The 24,339-nt window shown below is 32.9% G+C and carries 19 protein-coding genes; 18 read left to right on the forward strand and 1 reads right to left on the reverse strand.

The features are described from left to right. The first annotated feature begins 51 nt into the window (after positions 1-51). Complete coding sequence (locus tag WN975_RS22980; RefSeq protein ID WP_337968507.1) at positions 52-963, forward strand: type IX secretion system membrane protein PorP/SprF; 912 nt, start codon at positions 52-54, stop codon at positions 961-963. Positions 964-975: 12 nt separating this feature from the next. Beyond that, on the forward strand, positions 976-2,979 hold the full coding sequence (locus tag WN975_RS22985; protein ID WP_337968508.1) for an OmpA family protein: 2,004 nt from the start codon (positions 976-978) through the stop codon (positions 2,977-2,979). A gap of 245 nt (positions 2,980-3,224) precedes the next feature. On the opposite strand, the gene WN975_RS22990 is transcribed toward WN975_RS22985, so the two are convergent. Then, complete coding sequence (locus WN975_RS22990) at positions 3,225-3,560, reverse strand: hypothetical protein (protein WP_337968509.1); 336 nt, start codon at positions 3,558-3,560, stop codon at positions 3,225-3,227. 690 nt (positions 3,561-4,250) lie between these two features. On the opposite strand from WN975_RS22990, the gene WN975_RS22995 reads away from it, so the two are divergent. From WN975_RS22995 to WN975_RS23070, 16 genes are all read left to right on the forward strand, one after another. Beyond that, positions 4,251-4,676 (forward strand): CBS domain-containing protein, encoded by a 426-nt coding sequence (locus WN975_RS22995; RefSeq protein WP_099710752.1) that lies wholly within the window; start codon positions 4,251-4,253, stop codon positions 4,674-4,676. Between the two features lie 159 nt (positions 4,677-4,835). Next, a complete protein-coding gene (locus tag WN975_RS23000) occupies positions 4,836-7,127 on the forward strand; it encodes an NADP-dependent malic enzyme (RefSeq protein ID WP_337968510.1) in 2,292 nt (763 codons plus the stop codon). Positions 7,128-7,205: 78 nt separating this feature from the next. Next, on the forward strand, positions 7,206-7,787 hold the full coding sequence (gene ruvA, locus WN975_RS23005) for a Holliday junction branch migration protein RuvA (protein WP_099710754.1): 582 nt from the start codon (positions 7,206-7,208) through the stop codon (positions 7,785-7,787). 24 nt (positions 7,788-7,811) lie between these two features. Further along, positions 7,812-15,056, forward strand: coding sequence for a cell surface protein SprA (gene sprA, locus WN975_RS23010; protein ID WP_337968511.1), 7,245 nt, complete (start codon positions 7,812-7,814; stop codon positions 15,054-15,056). Between the two features lie 85 nt (positions 15,057-15,141). Then, entirely contained in the window at positions 15,142-15,522 is a 381-nt protein-coding gene (gene gcvH, locus WN975_RS23015) for a glycine cleavage system protein GcvH (RefSeq protein ID WP_337968512.1), read from the forward strand. Beyond that, positions 15,515-15,898, forward strand: coding sequence for a VanZ family protein (locus tag WN975_RS23020; protein WP_337968513.1), 384 nt, complete (start codon positions 15,515-15,517; stop codon positions 15,896-15,898). Before gcvH ends, WN975_RS23020 begins: the two co-directional genes overlap by 8 nt. 114 nt (positions 15,899-16,012) lie before the next feature. Next, on the forward strand, positions 16,013-16,756 hold the full coding sequence (gene deoC, locus WN975_RS23025; protein ID WP_337968514.1) for a deoxyribose-phosphate aldolase: 744 nt from the start codon (positions 16,013-16,015) through the stop codon (positions 16,754-16,756). Further along, the gene (locus WN975_RS23030; RefSeq protein WP_337968515.1) at positions 16,757-18,898 is read left to right on the forward strand and encodes an energy transducer TonB; all 2,142 of its coding nucleotides are present in this window, start codon (positions 16,757-16,759) and stop codon (positions 18,896-18,898) included. Positions 18,899-19,057: 159 nt separating this feature from the next. Further along, positions 19,058-19,960 carry a heme o synthase gene (gene cyoE, locus WN975_RS23035; RefSeq protein ID WP_099710760.1) on the forward strand — a complete coding sequence of 301 codons (903 nt, stop codon included), beginning with the start codon at positions 19,058-19,060 and terminating at the stop codon, positions 19,958-19,960. Positions 19,961-19,962: 2 nt separating this feature from the next. After that, positions 19,963-20,550 (forward strand): cytochrome c oxidase subunit 3, encoded by a 588-nt coding sequence (locus tag WN975_RS23040; RefSeq protein WP_337968516.1) that lies wholly within the window; start codon positions 19,963-19,965, stop codon positions 20,548-20,550. A gap of 42 nt (positions 20,551-20,592) precedes the next feature. After that, entirely contained in the window at positions 20,593-21,576 is a 984-nt protein-coding gene (locus tag WN975_RS23045; protein ID WP_337968517.1) for a cytochrome c oxidase subunit 3, read from the forward strand. 18 nt (positions 21,577-21,594) lie between these two features. Beyond that, positions 21,595-21,945: a cytochrome C oxidase subunit IV family protein gene (locus WN975_RS23050; RefSeq protein WP_099710763.1), complete on the forward strand. Its 351-nt coding sequence runs from the start codon at positions 21,595-21,597 to the stop codon at positions 21,943-21,945. Between the two features lie 78 nt (positions 21,946-22,023). Continuing rightward, positions 22,024-22,665, forward strand: a complete 642-nt coding sequence (locus WN975_RS23055) for a hypothetical protein (protein ID WP_337968518.1) — start codon at positions 22,024-22,026, stop codon at positions 22,663-22,665. 10 nt (positions 22,666-22,675) lie between these two features. Then, positions 22,676-23,365, forward strand: a complete 690-nt coding sequence (locus WN975_RS23060; protein WP_099710765.1) for an SCO family protein — start codon at positions 22,676-22,678, stop codon at positions 23,363-23,365. A 2-nt stretch (positions 23,366-23,367) separates the two neighbouring features. Beyond that, complete coding sequence (locus WN975_RS23065) at positions 23,368-23,949, forward strand: DUF420 domain-containing protein (protein ID WP_337968519.1); 582 nt, start codon at positions 23,368-23,370, stop codon at positions 23,947-23,949. After that, positions 23,942-24,247 carry a hypothetical protein gene (locus WN975_RS23070; protein ID WP_337968520.1) on the forward strand — a complete coding sequence of 102 codons (306 nt, stop codon included), beginning with the start codon at positions 23,942-23,944 and terminating at the stop codon, positions 24,245-24,247. The genes WN975_RS23065 and WN975_RS23070 overlap by 8 nt, the downstream gene beginning before the upstream one ends. The last annotated feature ends 92 nt before the right edge of the window (positions 24,248-24,339 follow it).

Here is a 24,339-nt window from a genome sequence, read left to right on the forward strand (position 1 = left end):
AATAATAAACGGCTTAGTTAGGAGCTGAGCCGTTTTTTAAAAGATCATTAAATGAAAAAACTAGCTTTAATTTTTGTGTTTTTTTCCATTGTATGTAACGCACAACAAGACGCGCAGTTTACACAATATATGTACAATACCATTGCAATAAATCCCGCTTATGCAGGTTCGCGCGGAGCTTTGAGCGTTTTTGGTTTGTATCGTACACAATGGATTGGACTTGACGGAGCACCAGAAACAAGTACATTTTCAATCAATACACCTTTAAATAATAGTAATTTAGGATTGGGAGTTTCTTTGGTAAATGATAAAATTGGACCAACAAACGAAAATACATTGTCGGCAGATTTATCGTATAGTATTCCAACTTCAGAAAAATTTAAATTGTCTTTTGGATTAAAAGCTACAGCCAATCTTTTCAATTTGGATGTAACTAAATTAACTTATGAAAATCAAGGCGATCCACAATTTCAGGATTTAAATAATAAGTTTACACCAAATATTGGAGCCGGAGTTTATTGGCATTCAGATCAGGCTTATATTGGATTATCAGTACCAAATTTTATCCAAACCAACAGATATAATGATAACGATGTTGCTATTTTCAAAGACAAAATCAACTACTATTTTATGGCAGGTTACGTCTTTAATTTAGACCATTTAGAGTATATAAAATTCAAACCAGCCTTATTAACAAAAATGGTTGAAGGAGCGCCTTTGCAAGTAGATGTTTCAGGAAATTTTATGTTTAATGATAAATTTGTTGTAGGACTTGCTTATCGTTGGAGCGCTTCGGTAAGTGCGATGGCAGGTTTTCAGGTTTCAAAAGGAATGTATATAGGATACGGTTACGATCATGAAACCACCAACTTAAGAAGATACAATTCAGGATCACACGAGATTTTCCTTCGTTTTGAATTTTTCCATAATTACAGCAGACTTACATCACCAAGATTCTTTTAATTGATTTAAAATATGATGATTAAAAAACTATTATATTCCTTTTTGTTGTTTAGCATTTTTTTCGTGGCAAATGCCCAAACTGTCAGTATAGCAAATGCAGATAAAAAATACGACAATTACGCTTACGCGGATGCAATAAAAGCCTACGAAAAGTTAGTTGAAAAAGGAGTTAGAGACGAAAAAGTATTTCAAAGATTAGGGAACTCCTATTATCTTATTGGAGAATTACAAGAAGCTTTAAAATACTATCAGGAATTATATATCCTTAATGAAAATCAGGAACCAGAATATTTGTATAAATATGCTCAATGCTTGAAATCAGAAGGAAATTATACACAATCAGATGAGATTTTGGAAAAACTTATCCAGAAAGCACCATTAGACAAAAGAGGTATTTTATTCGCAAATAATAAAAATTATTTAGAAGATATTAAAGCAAATTCAGCCCGATTTGATATTGCAGATGCTGGAGTTAATTCAAAAGATTCAGATTACGGAAGTACTATTTTAGATAATAAATTAGTATTTACATCGGCAAGAGATACCGGTTCAATAGTCAAAAAGAGTTTTAAATGGACTAATAAAGCAATTTCAACTTTATATTCTGCCGAATTAAATCCTGACGGAAGTATTGGAAATTTAATGTTGTTTCACAAAGAAAATTTAAGAGTAAATTTCAATCAATCGACTCCGGTTTTTACAAAAGACGGAAGAACAATGTACTTTACCAGAAATAATTCTGTAGATGGAAAAAGAAAAGAGAACGAAAAGAAAATTACATTCTTAAAACTTTACAAAGCAACTTTTATTGATGGCGAATGGAAAGAAGTTCAGGAACTTCCTTTTAATAGTGACGAATACAGCGTTGCACATCCGGCTTTAAGCGTCGATGAAAAAACATTGTATTTTGCATCAGATATGCCGGGAACACTTGGATCTTCGGATATTTTTAAAGTAAGTATAGAAGCTGATGGAACTTTTGGAAAACCTGAAAATTTAGGTTCGGATATCAATACAGAAGGAAGAGAAACTTTTCCTTTTATTTCGGATGAAAATGAACTTTATTTTGCCAGCGACGGAAGACCAGGTTTAGGCGGACTTGATATTTATGTTTCGAAAATAACCAAAGAAGGTTCTTTTGATGAAGTTCAGAATATTGGAGAACCAATTAATAGTAAACAAGACGATTTTGCTTTTATAATTAACAGTAAAAACAGAAACGGTTTTTTCTCTTCAAATAGAACAGGCGGTCACGGATTGGACGATGTTTATCGCTTTACAGAAAACCGCAGATTAATTTGCGAACAGACGATATCAGGAACAATTACAGATCAGGAAACAAATGAAACACTTTCGAATGTTGCTTTAATTTTGTTTGACGAAGCAGGTAAATCTGCCGTTGAAGCAAAATCTGATGCTAACGGGAATTATGTTTTTTCGAATGTAAAATGCGGAAAGAAATACTTTATCAAAACATCAAAAGAAGACTATTTGTTTAAAGAAGTTTCTGTGACACTGAAAAAAGCAACAGGTTCAGTTTCTCTGCCAATAGCTTTAGAAAAGAAACCAAAACCAATAGTAGCAATTCCGGTTGTAATAAAAGCAACGAATTCTATTAAACCAGTTAAAGTCAATATTAGTATTGGAACCGATTTAGGAAAATTATTAAAAATTCCGATGAACTTTTTTGATTTAGGAAAAGCCACAATCAAGAAAACATCTGAACCTCAATTGCAGAAAATTGTTGATATGCTAAAACAATATCCAAGCATAAAATTAGATATTCGTTCGCATACAGACAGCCGTTCATCGACTGAAAGTAATCAGATTTTATCAGACAAAAGAGCAGAATCGACGAAGAATTGGCTGATCCAAAAAGGAATCGACGCAAGTAGATTAACAGCAAAAGGATACGGAGAAACACAATTAGTAAATAAATGTGCCGATGGTGTAAAATGTACCGAACAAGAACATCAGCAAAACAGACGAAGCGAATTTATAATTGTTAGTCTGTAATTTGATAAATATAAAAAAGACCTTTTCTAATCTTGAAAAGGTCTTTTTTTTGGAAATTGTAAACCTATATTCTAAACTGGACTAAAGTCCAGCTCTACAATATAATTTGTTCCTTCGGAACGTTATGCAGAGTAATAAATCAATGTGTGTTTTAGTCGAATAAAATATTTTGTTCTTTGAAAGCTCAAAAGAAAGAACCAAAGGTTCGATTTATATTGTAGGGCTGGACTTTAGTCCAGTTTACGTCAATCATTATAATTGGTTCCAACAAACATTTGGTTGATTTCATCTAATACATCAAATTCATTCGTAGGAAACATTTCTAAAACCATTTCTAAAACGAGCGCTACATTAATAGGTGAAGTTTTAATGGTTTCCGAAATTTTATGCGCTTCGTGATCCAACGCTACAATACATAATTTTAGGATTTCGGTAATAAGACAACCAAGCTCGGAATAATTTGAAAGCTTAATTTGAACGGTATAAGTTTCTGATTCATCATTAGAAGCTTTTAAGGTGTTGAAATATAAGGCAGATAATTTTTTTAGGCGTTCTAAATTTTTAGTTTCAATTGTTTCCATAATGATGTTTTTTTATTGTAAAATGTTCAGCATTTAAGCTTTTTTAATTTTTTGTAAGTTGAGATATCTAATTGTAATTTTTCACATACTATAATATGTATTTTAATTAATTTCTTACATTTTTTCAAAAATCAAATCTATTAAGCAGCGAAGAATAATAGAAGGACATATATGTCGTGTTGATATCTTTTTTAGATTTCATATATCCCTACAGGATATTTTTCCCGCGCGTCATATTTTTTTTCTACCAACCCATAACTCCTAGCGGAGTTTCTGTTAATGTTTAAATTTCGCAAATTACCCCATTAGGGGTAAATCGTCGGTAGCCACAGAATGGAGGCGATATGTGATTTGTCCTGTAGGGACAATTGTGGTCAAGTAAAATCGGATTAAAATCATTCATTCAGATATCCCTACAGGATATTTTTCCCACGCGTCATATTTTTTTCTACCAACCCATAACTCCTAGCGGAGTTTCTTCAAAATACCCCATTTGGGGTAAATGGTCGGTAACACTGCGCTTTTCGCAAAAAAGTCTTAAAATTCATTCATTTTTTTAGAATAAAATTTCTTTAGATTAAATTTTAACTTATTATGTTTAAAATGAGTTGATTAAGTCTTAAAAAATCGTTTTCGTTGTTTTTTATATTCATTTTTTTCTAACTTTATAGAACTTAAAATTTTTCAGATATGACTGTAAATCAAATACTAAACGCAAAAGGGAAAAATGTTTATTCTGTACTTTCAACAACAACAGTTTATGAAGCTTTGAAAGTAATGGGCGAAAAAAACATAGGGGCAATTCTGGTTATTGATGGAACCGATTTAAAAGGAATATTGTCTGAAAGGGATTATGCCCGAAAAATTGTTTTGAAAGACAAGTCATCAAAAGAAACCTTTGTACATGAGATTATGGAAAGCACTGTTTTCTCAGTAAATCTTTCTAATAATATCGAAGATTGCATGGAGTTGATGAGTACGAAAAGGATTAGACATTTACCAGTTTTGGAAGATGGAATTGTGGTAGGAATAATTTCGATCAGTGACGTTGTAAAAGCGATTATAGAAATTCAAAAAGATACTATAAATCATTTAAATTCATATATTTCTCAGTAATATAAAACATAAAAATATACTTTATAAAATAGTCCAAATTATTGTGGACTATTTTTTTTGGTGTTGCGAAAACGTTTTTTTCGGAAAAGAAAAACATAAAAAGACGCCATTTTAAACCAAGACTTATATCTTTGTAAGCTAGAATAAAAGCTAAAAATAATGAACAAAGAGAGTAAAAGAAGAGAAGCGTTACTGTACCATTCAGAACCAACTCCAGGAAAAATTCAGGTAGTTCCAACAAAAAAATATGCAACCCAAAGAGACTTATCTTTGGCTTATTCGCCGGGTGTTGCTGAGCCATGTTTAGAAATTGCAGCAAACGTAGACGACGTTTATAAATACACAGCAAAAGGAAATTTAGTTGCCGTTATCTCAAACGGTACAGCGGTTTTAGGACTTGGAGACATTGGTCCGGAAGCTTCTAAACCAGTTATGGAAGGAAAAGGTTTGTTGTTTAAAATCTTTTCGGATATTGATGTTTTTGATATAGAAATCGGAACTAAAGATATCGAAGAATTTATCCAGACGGTTAAAAATATTGCTCCAACTTTTGGAGGAATAAATCTTGAGGATATTAAAGCACCTGAATCTTTTGAAATCGAAAGAAGATTGGTAGAAGAATTGGATATTCCGGTAATGCACGATGATCAGCACGGAACGGCAATTATCTCTTCTGCGGCTTTAATCAACGCATTAGAATTAGCAGGAAAAAAAGCAGAAGATGTAAAAGTAGTAGTTTCTGGCGCAGGTTCGGCGGCAATAGCTTGTACTGATTTATATGTTTTGTTAGGAGTTAAGGTTGAAAATATCAAAATGTTTAATAGTAAAGGACTTTTAACAAAAGACAATCCTTCACTATCAGAATTACAATTGAAATATGCTGTTGATGGTGCTAAAATTGAATTAGCAGAAGCAGTAAAAGGAGCAGATGTTTTCATCGGATTGTCTTCAGGAGGTATTTTATCGGCTGAAATGTTGTTGACAATGAAAGAGAATCCGATTGTTTTTGCGATGGCAAATCCAAATCCGGAAATCGATTATAATTTAGCTACAGAAACTCGTAAAGATGTTATTATGGCTACAGGACGTTCAGACTTTCCTAACCAGGTTAATAATGTTTTAGGTTTTCCATATATTTTTAGAGGAGCGCTAGATGTTAGAGCGACTAAAATTAATGAAGCTATGAAAATGGCTGCTGTAAAAGCTTTGGCTATTTTGGCAAAAGAACCGGTTCCAGAACAAGTAAACGTGGCGTATGGCGCAACAAAACTTGGTTTTGGTAACGATTATATTATCCCTAAACCATTTGATCCAAGATTGATTACTGTAGTTGCTCCGGCAGTTGCAAGAGCAGCAATGGAATCTGGTGTTGCAAAAAATCCTATTACAGATTGGGCAGCTTACGAAGATCACCTTCGTGAACGTATGGGGAACGATAATAAAATGGTTCGTTTGATGACAAACCGTGCTAAAATGGATCCTAAAAGAATTGTATTTGCTGAGGCAGATCAATTAAATGTATTAAAAGCAGCACAAATTGTTCATGAAGACGGAATTGGTTTTCCAATTTTATTAGGAAATAAAGAAGCGATTTTAGAGCTTAAAGCTGAATTAGGTTTTGATGCAGAACTTGAAATCATCGATCCTAAAACAAATGAAGAAGAAGCAAGACGTAACAGATTTGCAAAATCATATTGGGAAACAAGAGAGAGAAGAGGCGTTTCGCTGCTTGATGCTCAGAAATATATGCGCGAAAGAAACTATTTTGCTGCAATGATGGTTAATGAAGGCGAAGCTGATGCATTAGTTACCGGTCATACAAGAAGTTATCCAACGGTTGTAAAACCAATGTTGCAATTGATCGAAAAAGCACCTGGAGCCTCACTTGTTGCAACTGCAAATATGATGTTGACTTCTCGCGGACCAATGTTCTTGTCTGATACTGCAATTAATATCAATCCTTCATCTGAAGATTTGATTAACATTGCAATTATGACTGCAAAAACTGCAAAAATGTTTGGTGTTGAGCCAGTTATTGCAATGGTTTCTTATTCAAATTTTGGATCTTCAACAAGCCAAAGTGCTTCAAAAGTAAGAGAAGCAGTAGCTTATTTGCATAAAAATCATCCTGATATGATCGTTGACGGAGAGATTCAGGCAGATTTTGCTTTGAACCAGGAAATGCTTGCAGAGAAATTTCCTTTCTCAAAATTAGCAGGAAAGAAGGTAAATACATTGATTTTCCCTAACTTAGAGTCGGCTAATATTACTTATAAGTTATTAAAAGAATTATATAAAGTAAATTCAATTGGTCCAATTATGATGGGAATGGGTAAACCGGTTCACATTTTTCAATTAGGAGCAAGCGTTGAAGAAATGGTTAATATGGCTGCAATTGCGGTTATTGATGCTCAGGAAAAAGAGAATAAAAAAAATAAATTAGCTAAATAGTAGAAATAATAGGGGTCGATGTAATAATGTCGTATTTTTATTGCATTTTTATTATATTTGACCCTTATAAATTATACTATGATAGCACATTTGCAAGGTAAATTAGTCGAGAAAAATCCTACAGATGTAGTGATTGATTGTGGAGGTGTTGGATATCAAGTACATATCTCTTTACACACCTTCTCATTAATTCCTAATGCAGAAAATATAAAATTGTATACGCATCTTCAAATTAAGGAAGATGCGCATACTTTATTTGGTTTCGCAGAAAAATCAGAACGAGAAATTTTTAGAATGTTGTTATCTGTTTCAGGAATTGGAGCAAATATTGCCAGAACAATGTTGTCTTCAATTGAGCCTCGACAAATAATAAATGCTATTGCCTCTGGCGATGTAGGTATTATTCAGTCAATTAAAGGAATTGGGAACAAAACAGCACAAAGAGTTATTCTTGATTTAAAAGAAAAAGTGTTAAAGTTGTACGATTTAGATGAAGTTTCTGTAGTACAAAACAATACAAATAGAGATGAAGCGTTATCTGCTTTGGAAGTTTTAGGTTTTGTTCGAAAAACATCCGAAAAAGTAGTCGAAAAGATCGTCAAAGAAGATCCGGAAGCTACTGTAGAATCAATCATCAAAAAAGCTTTAAAAAGCTTATAAACTCATTTTAAATAAAAGAATTGTATGCGTAAAATTTGTATTTTTTTGCTGGTTTTATTTTGCGGTAATGTTTTGCGTGCGCAAGTAAATCCGGCGGTCAAAGATACAACCAAGACTCAATTTTCTACAGGAAAAGTTGAGATTGAAGATCCACCAAGTATACTTTCTGCTTATAGATACGATCCTATTACAGACCGTTATATTTACACCAGTTCAGTTGATGGTTTCTCTATCAATTACCCTATTGTTTTAACGCCAAAAGAATACGAAGATTTAGTTTTGAAAGAATCCAGAAGAGATTATTTCAAAAAGAAATCAGATGCTATTGATGGTAAAAAAGCAGGTAGTGAAGCTAATAAAAAGAATTTATTACCAAGATATTATATTAACTCAAGTCTTTTTGAAAGCGTCTTTGGAAGTAATACAATTGATGTAAAGCCAACAGGATCAGTCGAAATGGATTTGGGTATTCGATATACCAAGCAAGATAATCCTTCGTTTTCGCCTAGAAACAGATCTAGTTTAACCTTTGATTTTGATCAGAGAATCAGCATGAGTTTAATGGGTAAAGTAGGAACGAGATTGGATGTAAATGCTAATTATGATACTCAGTCTACATTTGCATTTCAAAATTTATTTAAACTGGCGTATTCACCTTCTGAAGATGATATTATTCAAAAAGTTGAGGTTGGTAACGTTAGTATGCCTTTGAACAGTACGCTTATACGTGGGGCTCAAAGTTTATTTGGGGTTAAAACGCAGCTGCAATTTGGTAAGACAACAATCACCGGAGTTTTCTCAGAACAAAAGTCACAAACAAAGAGTATAGTTGCAGAAGGTGGCGGTACAGTTCAAAATTTTGATTTGTATGCTTTAGACTACGATAACGACAGACACTTCTTCTTATCACAATACTTTAGAAACAAATATGATGCTTCGTTACAAAAGTATCCATTTATTGATAGTCGTGTACAGGTAACGAGAATTGAAGTTTGGGTAACCAATAAACAAAACCGTGTAAGTACTACAAGTAATAACCTTCGTAATGTTATTGCGCTTCAGGATTTAGGAGAGGCACAGGCAACTGGTATTCCGGATAATCAGGTTGTGGTTGTAAATCCAACAACAGGTTTCTTTAATAATCCTGTTGATACTCCGGCAGAGAATGATAATAATAAATATGATCCTGCAGCTATTGGACAGCCAGGTTCATTTTTAAATTCAAATATTAGAGAAATTGTAACGGCAAAATCAGGATTTAATAATGCAAACGTAAGTGAAGGTTCTGATTATTCTGTTTTGGAAAACGCCAGAAAATTAAATGCAAACGAATTTACTTTTAACGCACAATTAGGATATATCTCTTTGCAGCAGCGTTTGGCAAATGATGAGATTTTGGCTGTTGCTTACGAATATACAATAGGAGGTAAAGTTTATCAGGTTGGAGAATTTGGTAGTGATGGAGTTGATGGAACAATTGTTACAGGAAACACTCCTTCGAATCAAGCTATTATTACACAAAGTTTAATCTTGAAAATGCTGAAAAGCAGTTTGACTAACGTACAAAATCCAGTTTGGAATTTGATGATGAAGAACGTTTATCAAATTCCTCAGGCGTATCAAATTAAGCAAGATGATTTTAGATTAAACATTCTTTATACAGATCCTTCGCCAATAAATTACATTACATCAGTTCAGGGAAGTTCTTTTCCAGCAAATCCTACACCGGATAATAAAGTTGATCAAACACCATTGTTGAATGTTTTTAATCTGGATAGATTGAACTACAACAATGATCCACAAACTGGAGGAGATGGTTTCTTCGATTATATTCCGGGAATAACGGTTGACGTTCAAAATGGGCGAATTATATTTACAACCAAAGAACCTTTTGGAAAACTTTTGTTTGATAAATTAAATACAGGTTCAGGAGAGAACTATAGCGATCCTTCTACGTATAATCCAAATCAAAAGAAATATGTGTTTAATAACATGTATAGAAATACACAATCTGGAGCATTACAGGATAGCGATAAAAATAAATTCTTATTAAGAGGAAAATATAAATCATCAGGAAGCAACGGAATACCAATTGGAGCGTTTAATGTTCCGCAAGGTTCTGTTGTAGTAATGGCTGCCGGAAGAAGATTAGTTGAAGGAATTGATTATAGTGTCGATTATCAATTAGGACGTGTGCAAATTTTGGATCCGTCACTTCAGGCTTCAAATACACCAATTGAAGTTTCATTGGAAAACAACTCAATTTTTGGACAACAAACCCGAAGATTCATGGGATTCAATATCGAACATAAAATTTCTGATAATTTTATTGTTGGAGGAACTTATTTAAAAATGACAGAAAGACCATTTACTCAAAAATCGAGTTATGGACAGGAATCTGTAAACAATACAATTTTTGGTTTTAACGGAACTTATTCAACAGAAGTTCCATTCTTAACAAGATTAGTAAATAAGTTACCAAATATTGATACAGATGTTCCTTCTAATCTTTCGATTCGTGGTGAAGTTGCTTTCTTAAGACCAGACGCTCCAAAAGCAAGTGATTTTGAAGGAGAAGCAACTATATATGTAGATGATTTTGAAGGTTCACAATCTACCATAGATATGCGATCAGCTTATGCGTGGAGTTTAGCTTCTACGCCATTTGTAAATTCGATAAACGATAATACTTTTAATGCCAATTCAAGTACATTAGAGTATGGTTATAAAAGAGCAAAACTAGCTTGGTATACTATTGATCCAATATTTTATACTTCAAAACCATCTGGTATTTCAAACGATGATTTATCATTAAATACAACCAGAAGAATTTATAGCCGTGAATTATATCCTAACACGGATATTGCGCAGGGACAAATTCAGGTTATTAATACTCTTGATTTAACATACTATCCATCAGATAGAGGTCCGTATAATAACAATCCAAATTTTGGTACCGATCCGGCATCTTCAAATTTTGGAGGAATTATGCGTTCCCTAAATTCTACGAATTTTGAGCAAGGAAATGTTGAATATATTCAGTTCTGGGTTCTGGATCCTTATGTTGGAAATGGAGAAGCACAAACAAATAATACAGGAAAAATATATTTCAATTTAGGGGAAGTTTCCGAAGATGTTTTAAAAGACGGAAGAAAACAATATGAAAACGGATTAGGACCGGATCAGATAATGGTAAATCCGCAGCCAATTTGGGGAGATGTTCCAGCTTCACAATCTTTGATTTATGCCTTTGATACAAATGCAGATAATCGTAGAAATCAAGATATTGGTTTAGATGGTTTGCCGGATTCAAAAGAAGGTTCTGTATATACGAATTATGCAACTGAAGCAGATCCTGCAGCGGATAACTATATCTATTATTTAAACACGACTGGTGGAGTTCTTGATCGTTATAAAAAGTATAATGGTGTAGAAAATAATTCCGCAGTAAGTATAGATGATCCTAACCGTGGATCAACAACATTACCTGATGTTGAAGATATTAATCGTGATAATACAATGAGTACCATCAATGCTTATTATGAATATAGTATTGATATCAAACCGGGAATGCAAGTTGGACAAAACTATATTACGGATATTCGTGATGTAACCAATATTGATTTGCCAAACGGAGGAACAACAAATGCAAGATGGATTCAGTTTAAAATTCCAGTTTCTCAGCCTCAAAAAACTATTGGTAATATTAGTGATTTTAGATCTATTCGTTTTATGCGTATGTTTATGACTGGCTTTAACGATCAGGTGACAATGCGTTTTGGAGCTTTAGATTTAGTTCGTGGAGAATGGAGAAGATATACAGGAACTTTGGATGCAAATGATACTGACCCAACAAATGATGGAACTGAGTTTGATGTTTCGGCAGTAAATATTCAGGAAAACAGTACAAAATGTCCTGTGAATTATGTGATTCCACCAGGAGTTCAGAGAGAACAATTGTATAATAACAATACCATTATCAACCAAAATGAGCAAGCGTTAGCATTAAGAGTTGGCGGAGCAGGTTTACAACCTCTTGATTCCAGAGCAGTTTTTAAGAATGTAAGCGTAGATATGCGTCAATATAAAAAACTGAAAATGTTTTTACATGCTGAATCTTTGCCAAGCGAAGCTACATTGGAAGATGATGAAATGGTAGGATTTATTCGTTTTGGAAATGACTTTACACAAAACTTTTATCAGGTTGAGATTCCATTAAAAGTAACAAGAACCGGAGGATCATGTACAATAAGTGCAGATCAGGTTTGGATGGAAAGTAATAATATAGATCTTGCATTGGAATTACTTACGAGTATGAAGATTAAAGCCATGAGTCTTGATCCTAATTCTCCTAAGAGAGATATTAATGGTATTTATTATCCGGATAACGATCCAGATGCTCAAGGCGGCGATGGAGACAGTAGATTGATATTAGGTATAAAAGGAAATCCTAACTTTGGTTTAGTTCGAAATTTAATGGTCGGAGTAAAAAGTAGAGTAGACCATAAAGACATCAAAGGAGAAGTTTGGTTTAATGAGCTTCGTCTTGCCGATTTAGAGAATAAAGGCGGTATGGCGGCGATATTGAATATTGATACCAATATGGCTGATTTTGCTACAGTTTCGGCAACTGGTAAAAAGAGTACAATTGGTTTTGGATCTCTTGAACAAGGAGCTAACGAAAGAAGCCGTGAAGATCTTCAGCAATATAATATTGTTACTAATTTAAATTTAGGGCAACTATTACCGCATAAATGGGGAATCAATTTACCGTTTAATTATGCCATTGGAGAAGAGGTAATCACGCCTGAATATGATCCTTTTAATCAGGATATAAAATTAGATCAGTTGATTAGTGAAACTACGGATCAAACTGAAAAAGATAATATCAGAACTCGTGCTGTTGACTATACAAAACGAAGAAGCATCAACTTTATTGGAGTGAAAAAGGATAGAGCGCCTGAGCAAAAACCACACATTTATGATGTTGAGAATCTAACATTTTCGCAATCGTATAATGAAGTTAATCGTCATGATTATGAAGTAGAAACATATCAGGATCAACAATCGAATACGGCGGTAAATTATGCTTATACTTTTCAGCCTAAAGAAGTAGTTCCTTTTAAAACGACCAAATTCATGAAAACAAGTGAATATTGGAAGATTTTAAGTGACTTTAATTTTAATTATTTGCCATCTAATATTACGTTTAATACCAATATTTTAAGACAAAGCAATCGTCAACAGTTTAGAGATGTTGAAACACAAGGAATTCCGGTTTCCCCGCTTTTCAGAAGGAATTTTGCATTTAATTATCAATATGGTTTTGGTTATAATTTAACAAAATCATTGAAAGTAAATTATACTGCTGCATCAAATAATATTGTTAAAAATTTCTTGAATGACGATAATACGCCTAAGCAAGATTTTAATATTTGGGATGATTATTTGGATATTGGAACGCCAAATCAACACGTTCAGCAATTAGTATTGAATTACGAAATTCCTATTAATAAAATCCCTGTTTTTAGTTTTGTAAAAGCGAGTTATTCTTATACGGCAGATTATAGCTGGCAACGTTCTTCGTCTGCGTTTGCTGATATTGATGTACAAAATCCGGATGGATCAACATCACAGTACAATTTAGGGAATACGATTCAGAATGCAAATTCGAATACATTGACTACGACATTTAATATGAATATGTTGTATAAATATTTAGGTTTAACACCAGGAGCAAAATCTGCTAAGGCAAAACCTAAGGCAGCGGCACCGCCAAAACCAGGAGAGAAAATTGTGAATACAGCAAAACCGGTTGTAAGCAATAGTCCTTTCTATGATGGTTTGATAGGAGTGCTGACAAGTGTAAAAAACATTCAGGTAAATTATACTAAAAATAGTGGAACTGTTTTACCAGGATATACGCCAAGTGTAGGATTCTTTGGAACATCGAGACCAACATTAGGATTTGTTTTTGGTAGTCAGGATGATATACGTTATGAATCGGCTAAAAATGGTTGGTTGACAGATTATCAGGATTTCAACCAAAACTTTACGCAGGTAACAAATAAGCTTTTGAAAGTAACTGCAAACATTGATTTACTGCCGGATTTAAAAATCGATTTGGCAATGGACCGTGCTTATTCTCAAAATACATCAGAACAATATAGTGTTGACCCGGTTAGTAGAGAATATTTGCCATTATCACCGTATACATACGGAATGTTTTCTATTTCTACTGTATTGATAAAGACAGCTTTTTCTACAAGTAATGAAACACAATCAGCGGCATTTGATGATTTTAGAAATAATCGTTTGATAATTGCAAATCGTTTGGCGGAGGATAGATATGGAGCTATAATTCCAAGATATGATGCCTCAACGCTTCCGGCAGAAGATAATGCGGTACCGATCGAAAATTTGGCAAATCCTAATAATACTCAAAGAAAGCAAATATTATCAAATGATGGATATCCAGTTGGATATGGTAAAAGTAATCAGGCAGTATTATTACCGGCTTTCCTTGCTGCTTATACCGGAGCTGATGCATCGAATGTTTCAACAGGAATTTTTAGAAGTTTCCCAATACCAAACTGGAGTATTAAGTACAATGGTTTAATGCGTTATAAGTTTTTTAAAGATAAATTCAAACGATTCTCATTACAAAATAATTATAGAGCGTCTTATACAATAAACCAGTTCAGATCTAATTTTGACTATGCTGAAAATCCGAATGGACAAGATATTAATAGCAATTTCTTCAATAAAACGATCATGTCAAATGTCAATTTGGTAGAGCAGTTTAGTCCGCTTATTCGTGTTGATTTTGAGTTGAAGAGTTCATTGCGTATTCTTACTGAGATTAAGAAAGACAGAGCATTGTCGATGAGTTTTGATAATAATTTGTTGACAGAAGTTAAAGGAGTTGAATATGTTGTAGGATTAGGATATCGATTTAAAGATGTCATTTTCTCATCGAGATTAGCGGATAGTCCAACAGGAATTATTAAAAGTGATATCAATATAAAAGCTGATTTTTCTTTTAGAAATAATGAAACATTAGTACGTTATTTAGATTATGACAATAATCAATTGGCGGCAGGTCAGAACATTTGGTCGCTAAAAATGACGGCAGATTATGCGTTTAGTAAAAACCTTACGGCAATATTTTATTACGATCACTCGTTCTCAAAAGCAGTAATTTCAACATCATTTCCATTAACGAATATTAGATCAGGATTTACACTTAGATATAATTTCGGAAATTAATTTTTAGTTTCTAAAGTAGATTTCTTAGAAGATTATTACATTTGTGACGGAATTACTAAATTATCAATTTTCAAACAACACAATTATGAGCATACCAGCAAATTTAAAGTACACAAAAGATCACGAATGGGTTAGCATCGAAGGAGATGTTGCAACTGTAGGAATTACTCATTTTGCACAAAAAGAGTTAGGAGATATCGTGTATGTTGAAGTAGAAACTTTAGATCAGACACTTGATAAAGATGAGGTTTTTGGAACAGTTGAGGCTGTTAAAACAGTTTCTGATTTGTTTTTACCTTTAACAGGAGAAATTATTGCTTTTAATGAAAGCTTGGAAAGTGCTCCTGAAACAGTAAATTCTGATCCTTACGGAGATGGATGGATGATTAAAATAAAAATTTCTGATGCATCAGAAGTAGATAGTTTGTTGTCTGCTGAAGCTTACACACAATTAATCGGTGCCTAAACAGTTACTCTTAATCTGGGCAATTATTTGTTCGGGAATTATTGCTTATTTCTGTCTGATTGATTCAGGTAAGATTCCGGTAGTGAATTTTCCGAGCATTGATAAAATCGTGCATTTTTGTTTTCATTTTGGATTTACAATCTCCTGGATTGTTTTTTTTAAGAAAGAACTTAAAGGAAGAGAAGCAGATGATTATAAAGCATATTTGATTTCGTTTATATTTTCTGTTTTTTTTGGAATTACGATCGAGATTTTACAAAGTGTTTTAACAACAACACGAGCATCAGATGTAACAGATGTTTTAGCAAATGCACTTGGTGCAACTATAGCAGTTTTTACTGCAATAGCCTTCAAGAAGCAATTAGATAAAATATAAGAATATAACTACCCACTTCGGTGGGTTTTTTATTGTCTAAAAATCAGGCTTTACAACGAGTTTTTTTTGAATTTAAAATGTATTTTTGTCCCAATTCAAAATAATTTCAAAATCATGAATGTCAAGCAATATTTGGATTCGACTTATTTAAAAACTGCCTCTCAAGCCGGACTTACAGACGCCGAAAATGAGGGCGTTGTAAAGAGTGCAATTAGCGAGGCAATTCTGGAAGGATTTAAGCTGATTATGATTCGTCCGGAATATGTGGCTTTAGCCAAAGAAATGATTTTGAAAGCCAATTCGACTTTGTTAATTGGTACTGTTATTGATTTTCCAGAAGGTGCATCAAGTATTGAATCGAAAATCAAAGAAGCAAATGAAGCAATTGAAAATGGAGCAGACGATTTAGATTTTGTCTGTAATTATGAAGCCTTCAAAAGAGGTGAAATTGCTTTGTTGAAAGAAGAAATTTTATTTGGAACTCAAATAGGTTTAGCAAATAATAAAACAGTAAAATGGATTATTGAAGTTGCTGCCTTAACAGATAAAGAAATTATTCAGCTCTCGGCATTGATAAAAAATGTTGTGATGTCAAACTTTAAAGAAGAAAATTATGCTTCTGTTTTTGTGAAGTCATCAACAGGTTTTTTCAAAACCGAAGACAATGCTCCAAACGGAGCGACAATTCCAACTATAATTATGATGTTAGAAAATGCGTCCCCTTTACAGGTAAAAGCTGCCGGTGGAGTAAGGTCGTATGATGACGCAATAGAAATGATTCGTTTAGGTGTTAAACGTATCGGAACTTCGGCTGCAAAAGCAATTGCAAACGGAGAAAATACCACAAATCAATATTAAATGAAAACCAAAATTTACGTGAATAAGATTTCTTTATCTTTTATTTTTACATTATCTGTCTTATTTGCTTTTTCTCAGGAAAATAATAATGCTTCTATAAAACCGGGTTTTACTGCAGAGCAATTTCCTGTTTTTTCAAATTGTGAAAATTTAGAAGCGAAGAAATTAGAGAATTGTTTTTACAAAGAAGTTCAGGATTTTGTGTTTCAGAATTTTGAAGTTCCTGAAAAATCAAAACAAAATAATTATAAAGGAGAAGTAAAAGTGCTTTTTGAAGTTGATGTTAATGGTGAGTTTAAAGTAATTTATGTTAATGCCGCCAATGACGAATTATCTGAAGAAGCAAAACGTGTTTTTGGTAAATTTCCAAAAATAAAACCTTCAACATACAATGGAAAACCAACGTATTCAAAATATACAATTTCTATTGGTATTCCATTAAAAAGTTCAGCTCAAATTGCTGAAGAAGCTTTGGCTGCAGCCCAAATTCTAAAACCAGTTGAAAAACCTATGACAGAATTGGATAGTATTGTGTATAAAAAATACAATAATCCTGAATTCGAAAGTCATTTGAATATTCCGTTTACTCATAGTTATTATGCGCAATTTGATGGCGCTATGAATCAGGTAGGGACTAATAATCATACCGCTTCTAAACCGTATACTTATGCTGAGGTTTCGAAATATTATAATTTAAAAGCGGTAAACGAATCACTTCAAAAGAATGTTTCGACTTGGTTAGGAAGAAAATGGTGGAATGAAAATTTAGTTCAAATTCAAGGTGAAGGTTATTGGTTATCGCTAAATCCTATTGTTGATTTGCAAATGGGAAAAGCTTCAGATCTTGATGCATCCTATACTTATGTAAATACAAGGGCATTGAATTTTAGAGGAGGTTTGGGTAAACAATTGAACTTTACAACCACGGTTTTTGAAAGTCAGGGAAGATTTGCGGGTTATTTTAATGATTATGCAGAATCTATAAAACCATCGGGAGGAAATCCGGCAATTATTCCCGGAGTAGGAATTGCAAAACGATTTAAAACTGATGCTTACGATTTTCCTTTAGCGGAAGCTAATCTTACATATGTTCCTAGTAAATATTTTGATTTTCAGTTAGGTTACGGACGTAATTTTATTGGAGATGGATATCGTTCTCTTCTTGAAAGTGATGGAGCAAGTCCATATCCATATTTTAAAATCAACACGACTTTCTGGAAGATAAAATATACAAACACCTATATGTGGCTTAAGGATGTTCGACCGGATGTTACGGTTGAAAAAACATACGCAACAAAATTTATGGCAAACCATTATTTAAGCTGGAATGTTTCGAATAAATTGAATTTAGGTTTCTTTGAATCTGTAGTTTGGACGGATACCAATAATAGAGGTTTTGATGTGAACTTTGTAAATCCAATTATTTTTTATCGAACAGTAGAGTTTACATCGTCTTCTAAAAGTGGTAATGCGCTTTTAGGATTTACAGGTAAATACAAGTGGAACAATAATGTTAATTTGTATGGGCAATTTTTGCTGGATGAATTTTCGGTTGGAGATATGGCAAAAGGAGAACAAAGCTGGAAGAATAAATTTGGTTATCAATTAGGTGCAAAATACTTCAATGCTTTTAAAGTAAAAGATTTGTTGCTGCAATTAGAGTATAATCATGTTCGGCCTTATGTGTATTCTCATAGCGCGGTTATTACCAATTATGGTCACAATAATCAAAGTATTGGGCATCAATGGGGAGGTAATTTTGAAGAACTTGTAATGATTGGACGTTATCATAAAGGGCGTTATTATGCAGATGGAAAAATAACAGTTGGAACACGTGGTTTAGATTTTGATACCGCTCAAAACAGCTTTAATTACGGAGGTAATATTTATAAAAGTTACGACGTAAATCGTCCGTATGATACGGGAGTAAAAGTAGGTCAGGGAAATAAAACAAGTGTTTTTATTGCGGATTTTCAAGGAGGATATGTGATTAATCCAATGACAAACTTGAAGTTATTTGGAAGTTTGATTTATAGAAACTTTGATCCAACACAAGAGACTGCGACTACTTTCAAGCAAAACACGACTTGGTTTAGCATCGGATTACGTACAGATGTCTTTAATTGGTATTTTGATTACTAGTATTTTTAATAAGATTTTTCGAAATAATTGTGTTAAAGATTGGCAAGTCCTTATTTTGTAAAGGTTTTATTGAAAAAAATCTAATTTTATAGGTCATGATTCTACAATCTAATTTGTACATTTGCACCACTCAAAAAAAACATACAAACAATTACCGTATTGAACGCTACTAAAAATACATTTTCAATAAAATCAATATTTAACGATTTCAAAGAGATAACAAAGGCTGGTTTGGCTATTAGTGTGTTGTTTTCTTCCATTGCCGGATATTTGTTAGGTGTTAATGATGCGCATCCTTTTAAATGGAGCGTTTTGATTGTTTTGATGATTGGAGGTTATTGTATGGTTGGAGCATCAAATGCTTTTAATCAGGTAATCGAAAAAGATATCGATTCTTTAATGGATCGTACTAAAAATCGTCCGGTTCCTTCTGGGCGTATGTCACCAAGAGTGGCTTTGTTTGTAGCAAGTTTGCTTACAATAATTGGCATAACTTTATTGTATACAATCAATGCGAAGTCGGCAATGTTTGCTGCAATTTCAATATTTTTATATACAAGCATTTATACACCTTTAAAAACAGTAACTTCGTTATCAGTTTTTGTCGGTGCATTTCCGGGTGCAATTCCGTTTATGTTAGGCTGGGTTGCAGCAACAGGAGAATTTGGTATCGAAGCCGGAACCTTGTTTTTAATTCAGTTTTTCTGGCAATTCCCTCATTTCTGGGCAATCGGATGGTTTTTATATGAAGATTACGAAAAGGCAGGTATCTTTATGCTTCCAACAGGAAAAAAAGATAAAGGAACTGCTTTACAGATTATATTATATACAGTTTGGCTTATCATAGCGTCATTATTGCCGGTTTTAGGATATACAGGGCAATTATTTATTACGCCAATCGCGGCAATTTTAGTCTTTTTATTAGGATTGTGGATGTTGTTTTATGCAGTTCGTTTGTATCAATTAAGAACGGCAAAAGCAGCAAGAACATTGATGTTGGTAAGTGTTTCGTATATCTCATTATTGCAAATAATATATATAGTAGATAAATTTTTAAGATAGTTATGGAAATGACAATGACAAAAGGCGAGGAACAAGTAAGGAGCGCAAAATCGGCAAAACTGATTTTGTTATTCGCAATGGTAAGTATGACAATGATGTTTGCCGGACTTACAAGTGCATTTGTAGTAAGTAAATCAAGAGCTGACTGGTTGAAGAATTTTGAATTACCAACAGCATTTTTTTACAGCACAGCAGTAATTATAGGATGTAGTGTTACTTTTTATCTGGCTAAAAAAGCAATTCAAAAAGACAATAGAAGCGCAACTACAGCATTACTTTTAGGAACATTGGCTTTAGGGATTTTATTTGTGGTTTTGCAATTTGTAGGTTTTGGACAAATCGTAAAAAGCGGGTATTATTTCACTGGAGAAGGTAGTTCAATTACTACAACTTTTCTTTATGTAGTAACCGTAACACACTTATTACACTTGGCTGGAGGGCTAATTTCACTTTTAATTATAATTTATAATCATTTTAAACAAAAATACAATTTGACTCAAACTCTTGGTATAGAACTAGGTGCGATGTATTGGCACTTTTTGGATTTATTATGGGTATATTTATTTTTATTTTTATATTTCTTTAAATAAGAAAAAAACGTAAATTTGGGAACTTTTTAACGAATATCTTTTATGGAAGCGACAGTTACTACTGCAAATAACGACGAAAAAACTTGGGGAGGCGGAGATATCCAGCCATTAGGAGCAAGTTATGGTAAAATGATGATGTGGTTTTTTATCGTATCGGATGCCTTAACATTCTCTGGATTCCTTGCTGCTTATGGTTTTTCTAGATTTAAATTTATTGAAACTTGGCCTTTGGCTGATGAAGTGTTTACTCACTTCCCATTTATGCATGGTGTTTCGGCTCCAATGTATTATGTGGCCTTAATGACTTTTATTTTAATTTTCTCATCTGTAACAATGGTTTTGGCTGTTGACGCAGGTCACCAATTGAAAAAAACAAAAGTTGCAATCTACATGTTCTTAACTATTATTGGAGGTTTAATTTTCGTTGGTTCTCAAGCTTGGGAATGGAAAAACTTCATTAAAGGTGAATACGGAGCAGTAGAAACAGTAGGAGGAAGTTTATTGCAGTTTGTTGATAAAGATGGTAAAAGAGTAGCTCTTGAAGAGTTTGCTGTAAAATTACCGGAACAACCGGAAGCGCTTACCAGAGCAAAAGGAAAATGGTTTATGGAAAGTGCTGAAACAGTACCAACATATTCAGTTGCTGAAATTCAGGCAGGTTTTAAAGCTCACCCTGAATTATTAATCAGAACAGAACAACTTACTGATAAAAAGAAAAAAACAGTATTGACAAGAGCTGAGTCTGAGACTCGCTTAAGTACTGCGAAATATGTAGTAGAAGGAGCAAACTTAACTAGAAATGAATACGGAAGTAAATTATTTGCTGATTTCTTCTTCTTCATTACAGGATTCCACGGATTCCACGTATTCTCTGGAGTAATCATTAACATCATTATTTTCTTTAATGTATTGTTAGGAACTTACGAGAAAAGAAGAAGCTACGAAATGGTAGAGAAAGTTGGTTTATACTGGCACTTTGTCGATTTAGTTTGGGTATTTGTATTTACAGTTTTCTACTTAGTTTAATTTTAGATTTTTATTATTATGTCACACGAACACGTATCAAATACAAAGAGAATCTGGTTTGTTTTTGCATTATTATCTGCAGTAACTACAGTAGAAGTAATTTTAGGTATTTTGAAGCCTGGAGTTTTAGAATTTAATCATTTTGTAGGTTTGAATTTATTGAACTGGATATTTTATATCTTAACAATATTCAAAGCATATTATATAGTATGGGCATTTATGCACATGGAAGGTGAAAAAAGCAGCCTTAGGTGGTCAGTTGTTTCACCAGTTATTTTCCTAGTTTTATATTTATTGTTTATTCTTTTGACAGAAGGACATTATATTTATGGGGTTTTTAAAGATTCTACTATTAAATGGAATTTTTAACATGATATTAATTCGAAAAGAAGCTCCGTTTAACGGAGCTTTTTTTATTTTTGTACCTCAATAACTTTTGTTAATACAATGAAAAAAAATATAGTTCTCTTTGTACTTTTTGTTTTGCCAATTGTAGCCTATTTGTTTTTTGCTTCAGGTGTAAATAGTTTTACTAAACTTCCCACAATCACTCCTAAAATTGCCGACTTTGGTAATTGGAAAACTCTTAAAGGAGAAAAAGTCACTTTAAATAATAAAATTACGATTCTTGGTTTTTCCGGTTCTGAGATTTTAAAGAACAGAGGAAATTTTTTCAACTTAAACGAAAAAATTTACCAACGTTATAATGGTTTCAAAGATTTGCAGTTTGTGGTAGTTTGTCCGTTAGGAACGGAAAAAGATGCTCAAAAAATTGAAGAATCTTTAGGTGCTTTTACAGATGTTTCGGGTTGGCATTTTATTTTTGCTTCACCAGATGAAATCAAAGCTTATTATGATCAACTTCATTTAAAAGGTAAACTAGATTCGAATCTTGGAACTTCAAATGTCTATATCGTAGATAAAGAACGAAATTTAAGAGGAAGAAAAGATAAAGATGAATACAAAGAAGGATATAATACTTTTCATCCTTCTGAGTTGAGCAACGAAATGTTAGATGATTTCAAAATCATTCTTTACGAATATCGTGCTGCTCTTAAAAAGAATCACAACGCAACAAAAGAACTTTAATCTTTATATCATGTTTAAAAATAAATCATATATCGGAATTTCGTTTATCGTTTTAATCTTTGGAATTTATGCTGTACCAAAAATTGTTGACAGAATAAAAAATGGAGAAGTGGTAAAAGGAAACCGCTTAGATAATGTGGGTTTGAAATCTTCAAAATCTGATAGTAAATTATTAACCATTGGCCCGGCTCCTAAATTTGAATTAACAAATCAGGATAATGCTAAAATTTCAAATGCAACGTACAAAGGGAAAGTATATGTTTTGGAATTTTTCTTTACTACTTGTCCGTCAATTTGTCCAAAGATGAATTTAAGCATGTTAGAAATTGAGAAAACTTTTTTTGGTAATCCTAATTTCGGAATTGTCTCTATAACTATCGATCCAAAACATGATACGCCACAAGTTTTAAAAGATCATGCGAAACTTTTGGGAGTAAAATCTTCAAACTGGAATTTCCTAACGGGAGATAGAGAAACGATTATGAACTTGTCAAACAAAGGATTTAATTTGTACGCTGGAGAAAATGATAAAGTAAATGGAGGATTTGAACATTCAGGTTTGTTTGCTTTAATTGATAAAGATGGAAATATTCGTTGTAGAAAAGATGATTTTGGAAATCCAATTTTATACTACGACGGACTTGATAAAAAAGGAGTAAGAGAAATTCAGGAAGATATTAAAATACTATTAGAAGAATAAAAATGGAAGATAATTCATTAGAAAAAAAATATAGCAAGCTTATTATTGCCGTTTCAATTGTAATACCAACTTTGGTTGCGATATTGTTTGCTGTAAAATTAAAAGATTTTGGAATCAATGTAGAACCACTTTCATTCTTGCCTCCAATTTATGCTACTACAAATGGAATAACGGCAATTGTATTAGTTTGGGGTGTAATTGCTATTAAAAACGGAAAACGTAAATTACATGAACGTTTAATGACTTTTGCAATAGCATTATCGCTTGCATTTTTAGCCATGTATGTTGCGTATCATATGACGGCTGATTCAACAAAGTTTGGAGATTTAAATCACGATGGAATTCTTGATTTGGCTGAAACTGCAAAAATTGGAGCACTTCGTTACATCTATTTCTTTATTTTAATAACCCATATTTTATTGTCTATTGCAATTATTCCGCTAGTATTGATTACTTACGTGAGAGCTCTTGCACAACGATTTGACAGACATAAAAAAATAGCTAAAATAACTTTCCCGCTTTGGTTATACGTTGCGGTAACTGGTGTTGTAGTTTACTTAATGATTGCGCCTTATTATGCTTAAGATGAAAAATAGATTAATTAAAAAAGAATATAGAACACAGAATATAGAAAATAGAGTCAATAGAAGATCTTCGTCAGTAAGATTGATCTATGTTCTATTCTCTATTTTCTTTTCTCTTGCAGCAAACGCTCAATGCGCAATGTGTCGTGCGGCTCTTGCCGGAGATTCGAATGTAAAAAAAGCAGAAGCTGTAAATAATGGAATCGTTTATTTGATGGTGATTCCGTATTTACTTGTTGCGATAATTGGATATCTAATTTATAGAATGTACCAATCAAAAAAGAAAAAAGCAGAATAATTATTCTGCTTTTTTCTTTTTAAGTAATAATCACAATATATTATTGTATTTTAAAATTAGCTAAAATGAGTAATATGTTGATTAAGAATAGT

Source organism: uncultured Flavobacterium sp. (assembly GCF_951805225.1).
In the GTDB taxonomy this organism is placed as follows: Bacteria; Bacteroidota; Bacteroidia; order Flavobacteriales; family Flavobacteriaceae; genus Flavobacterium.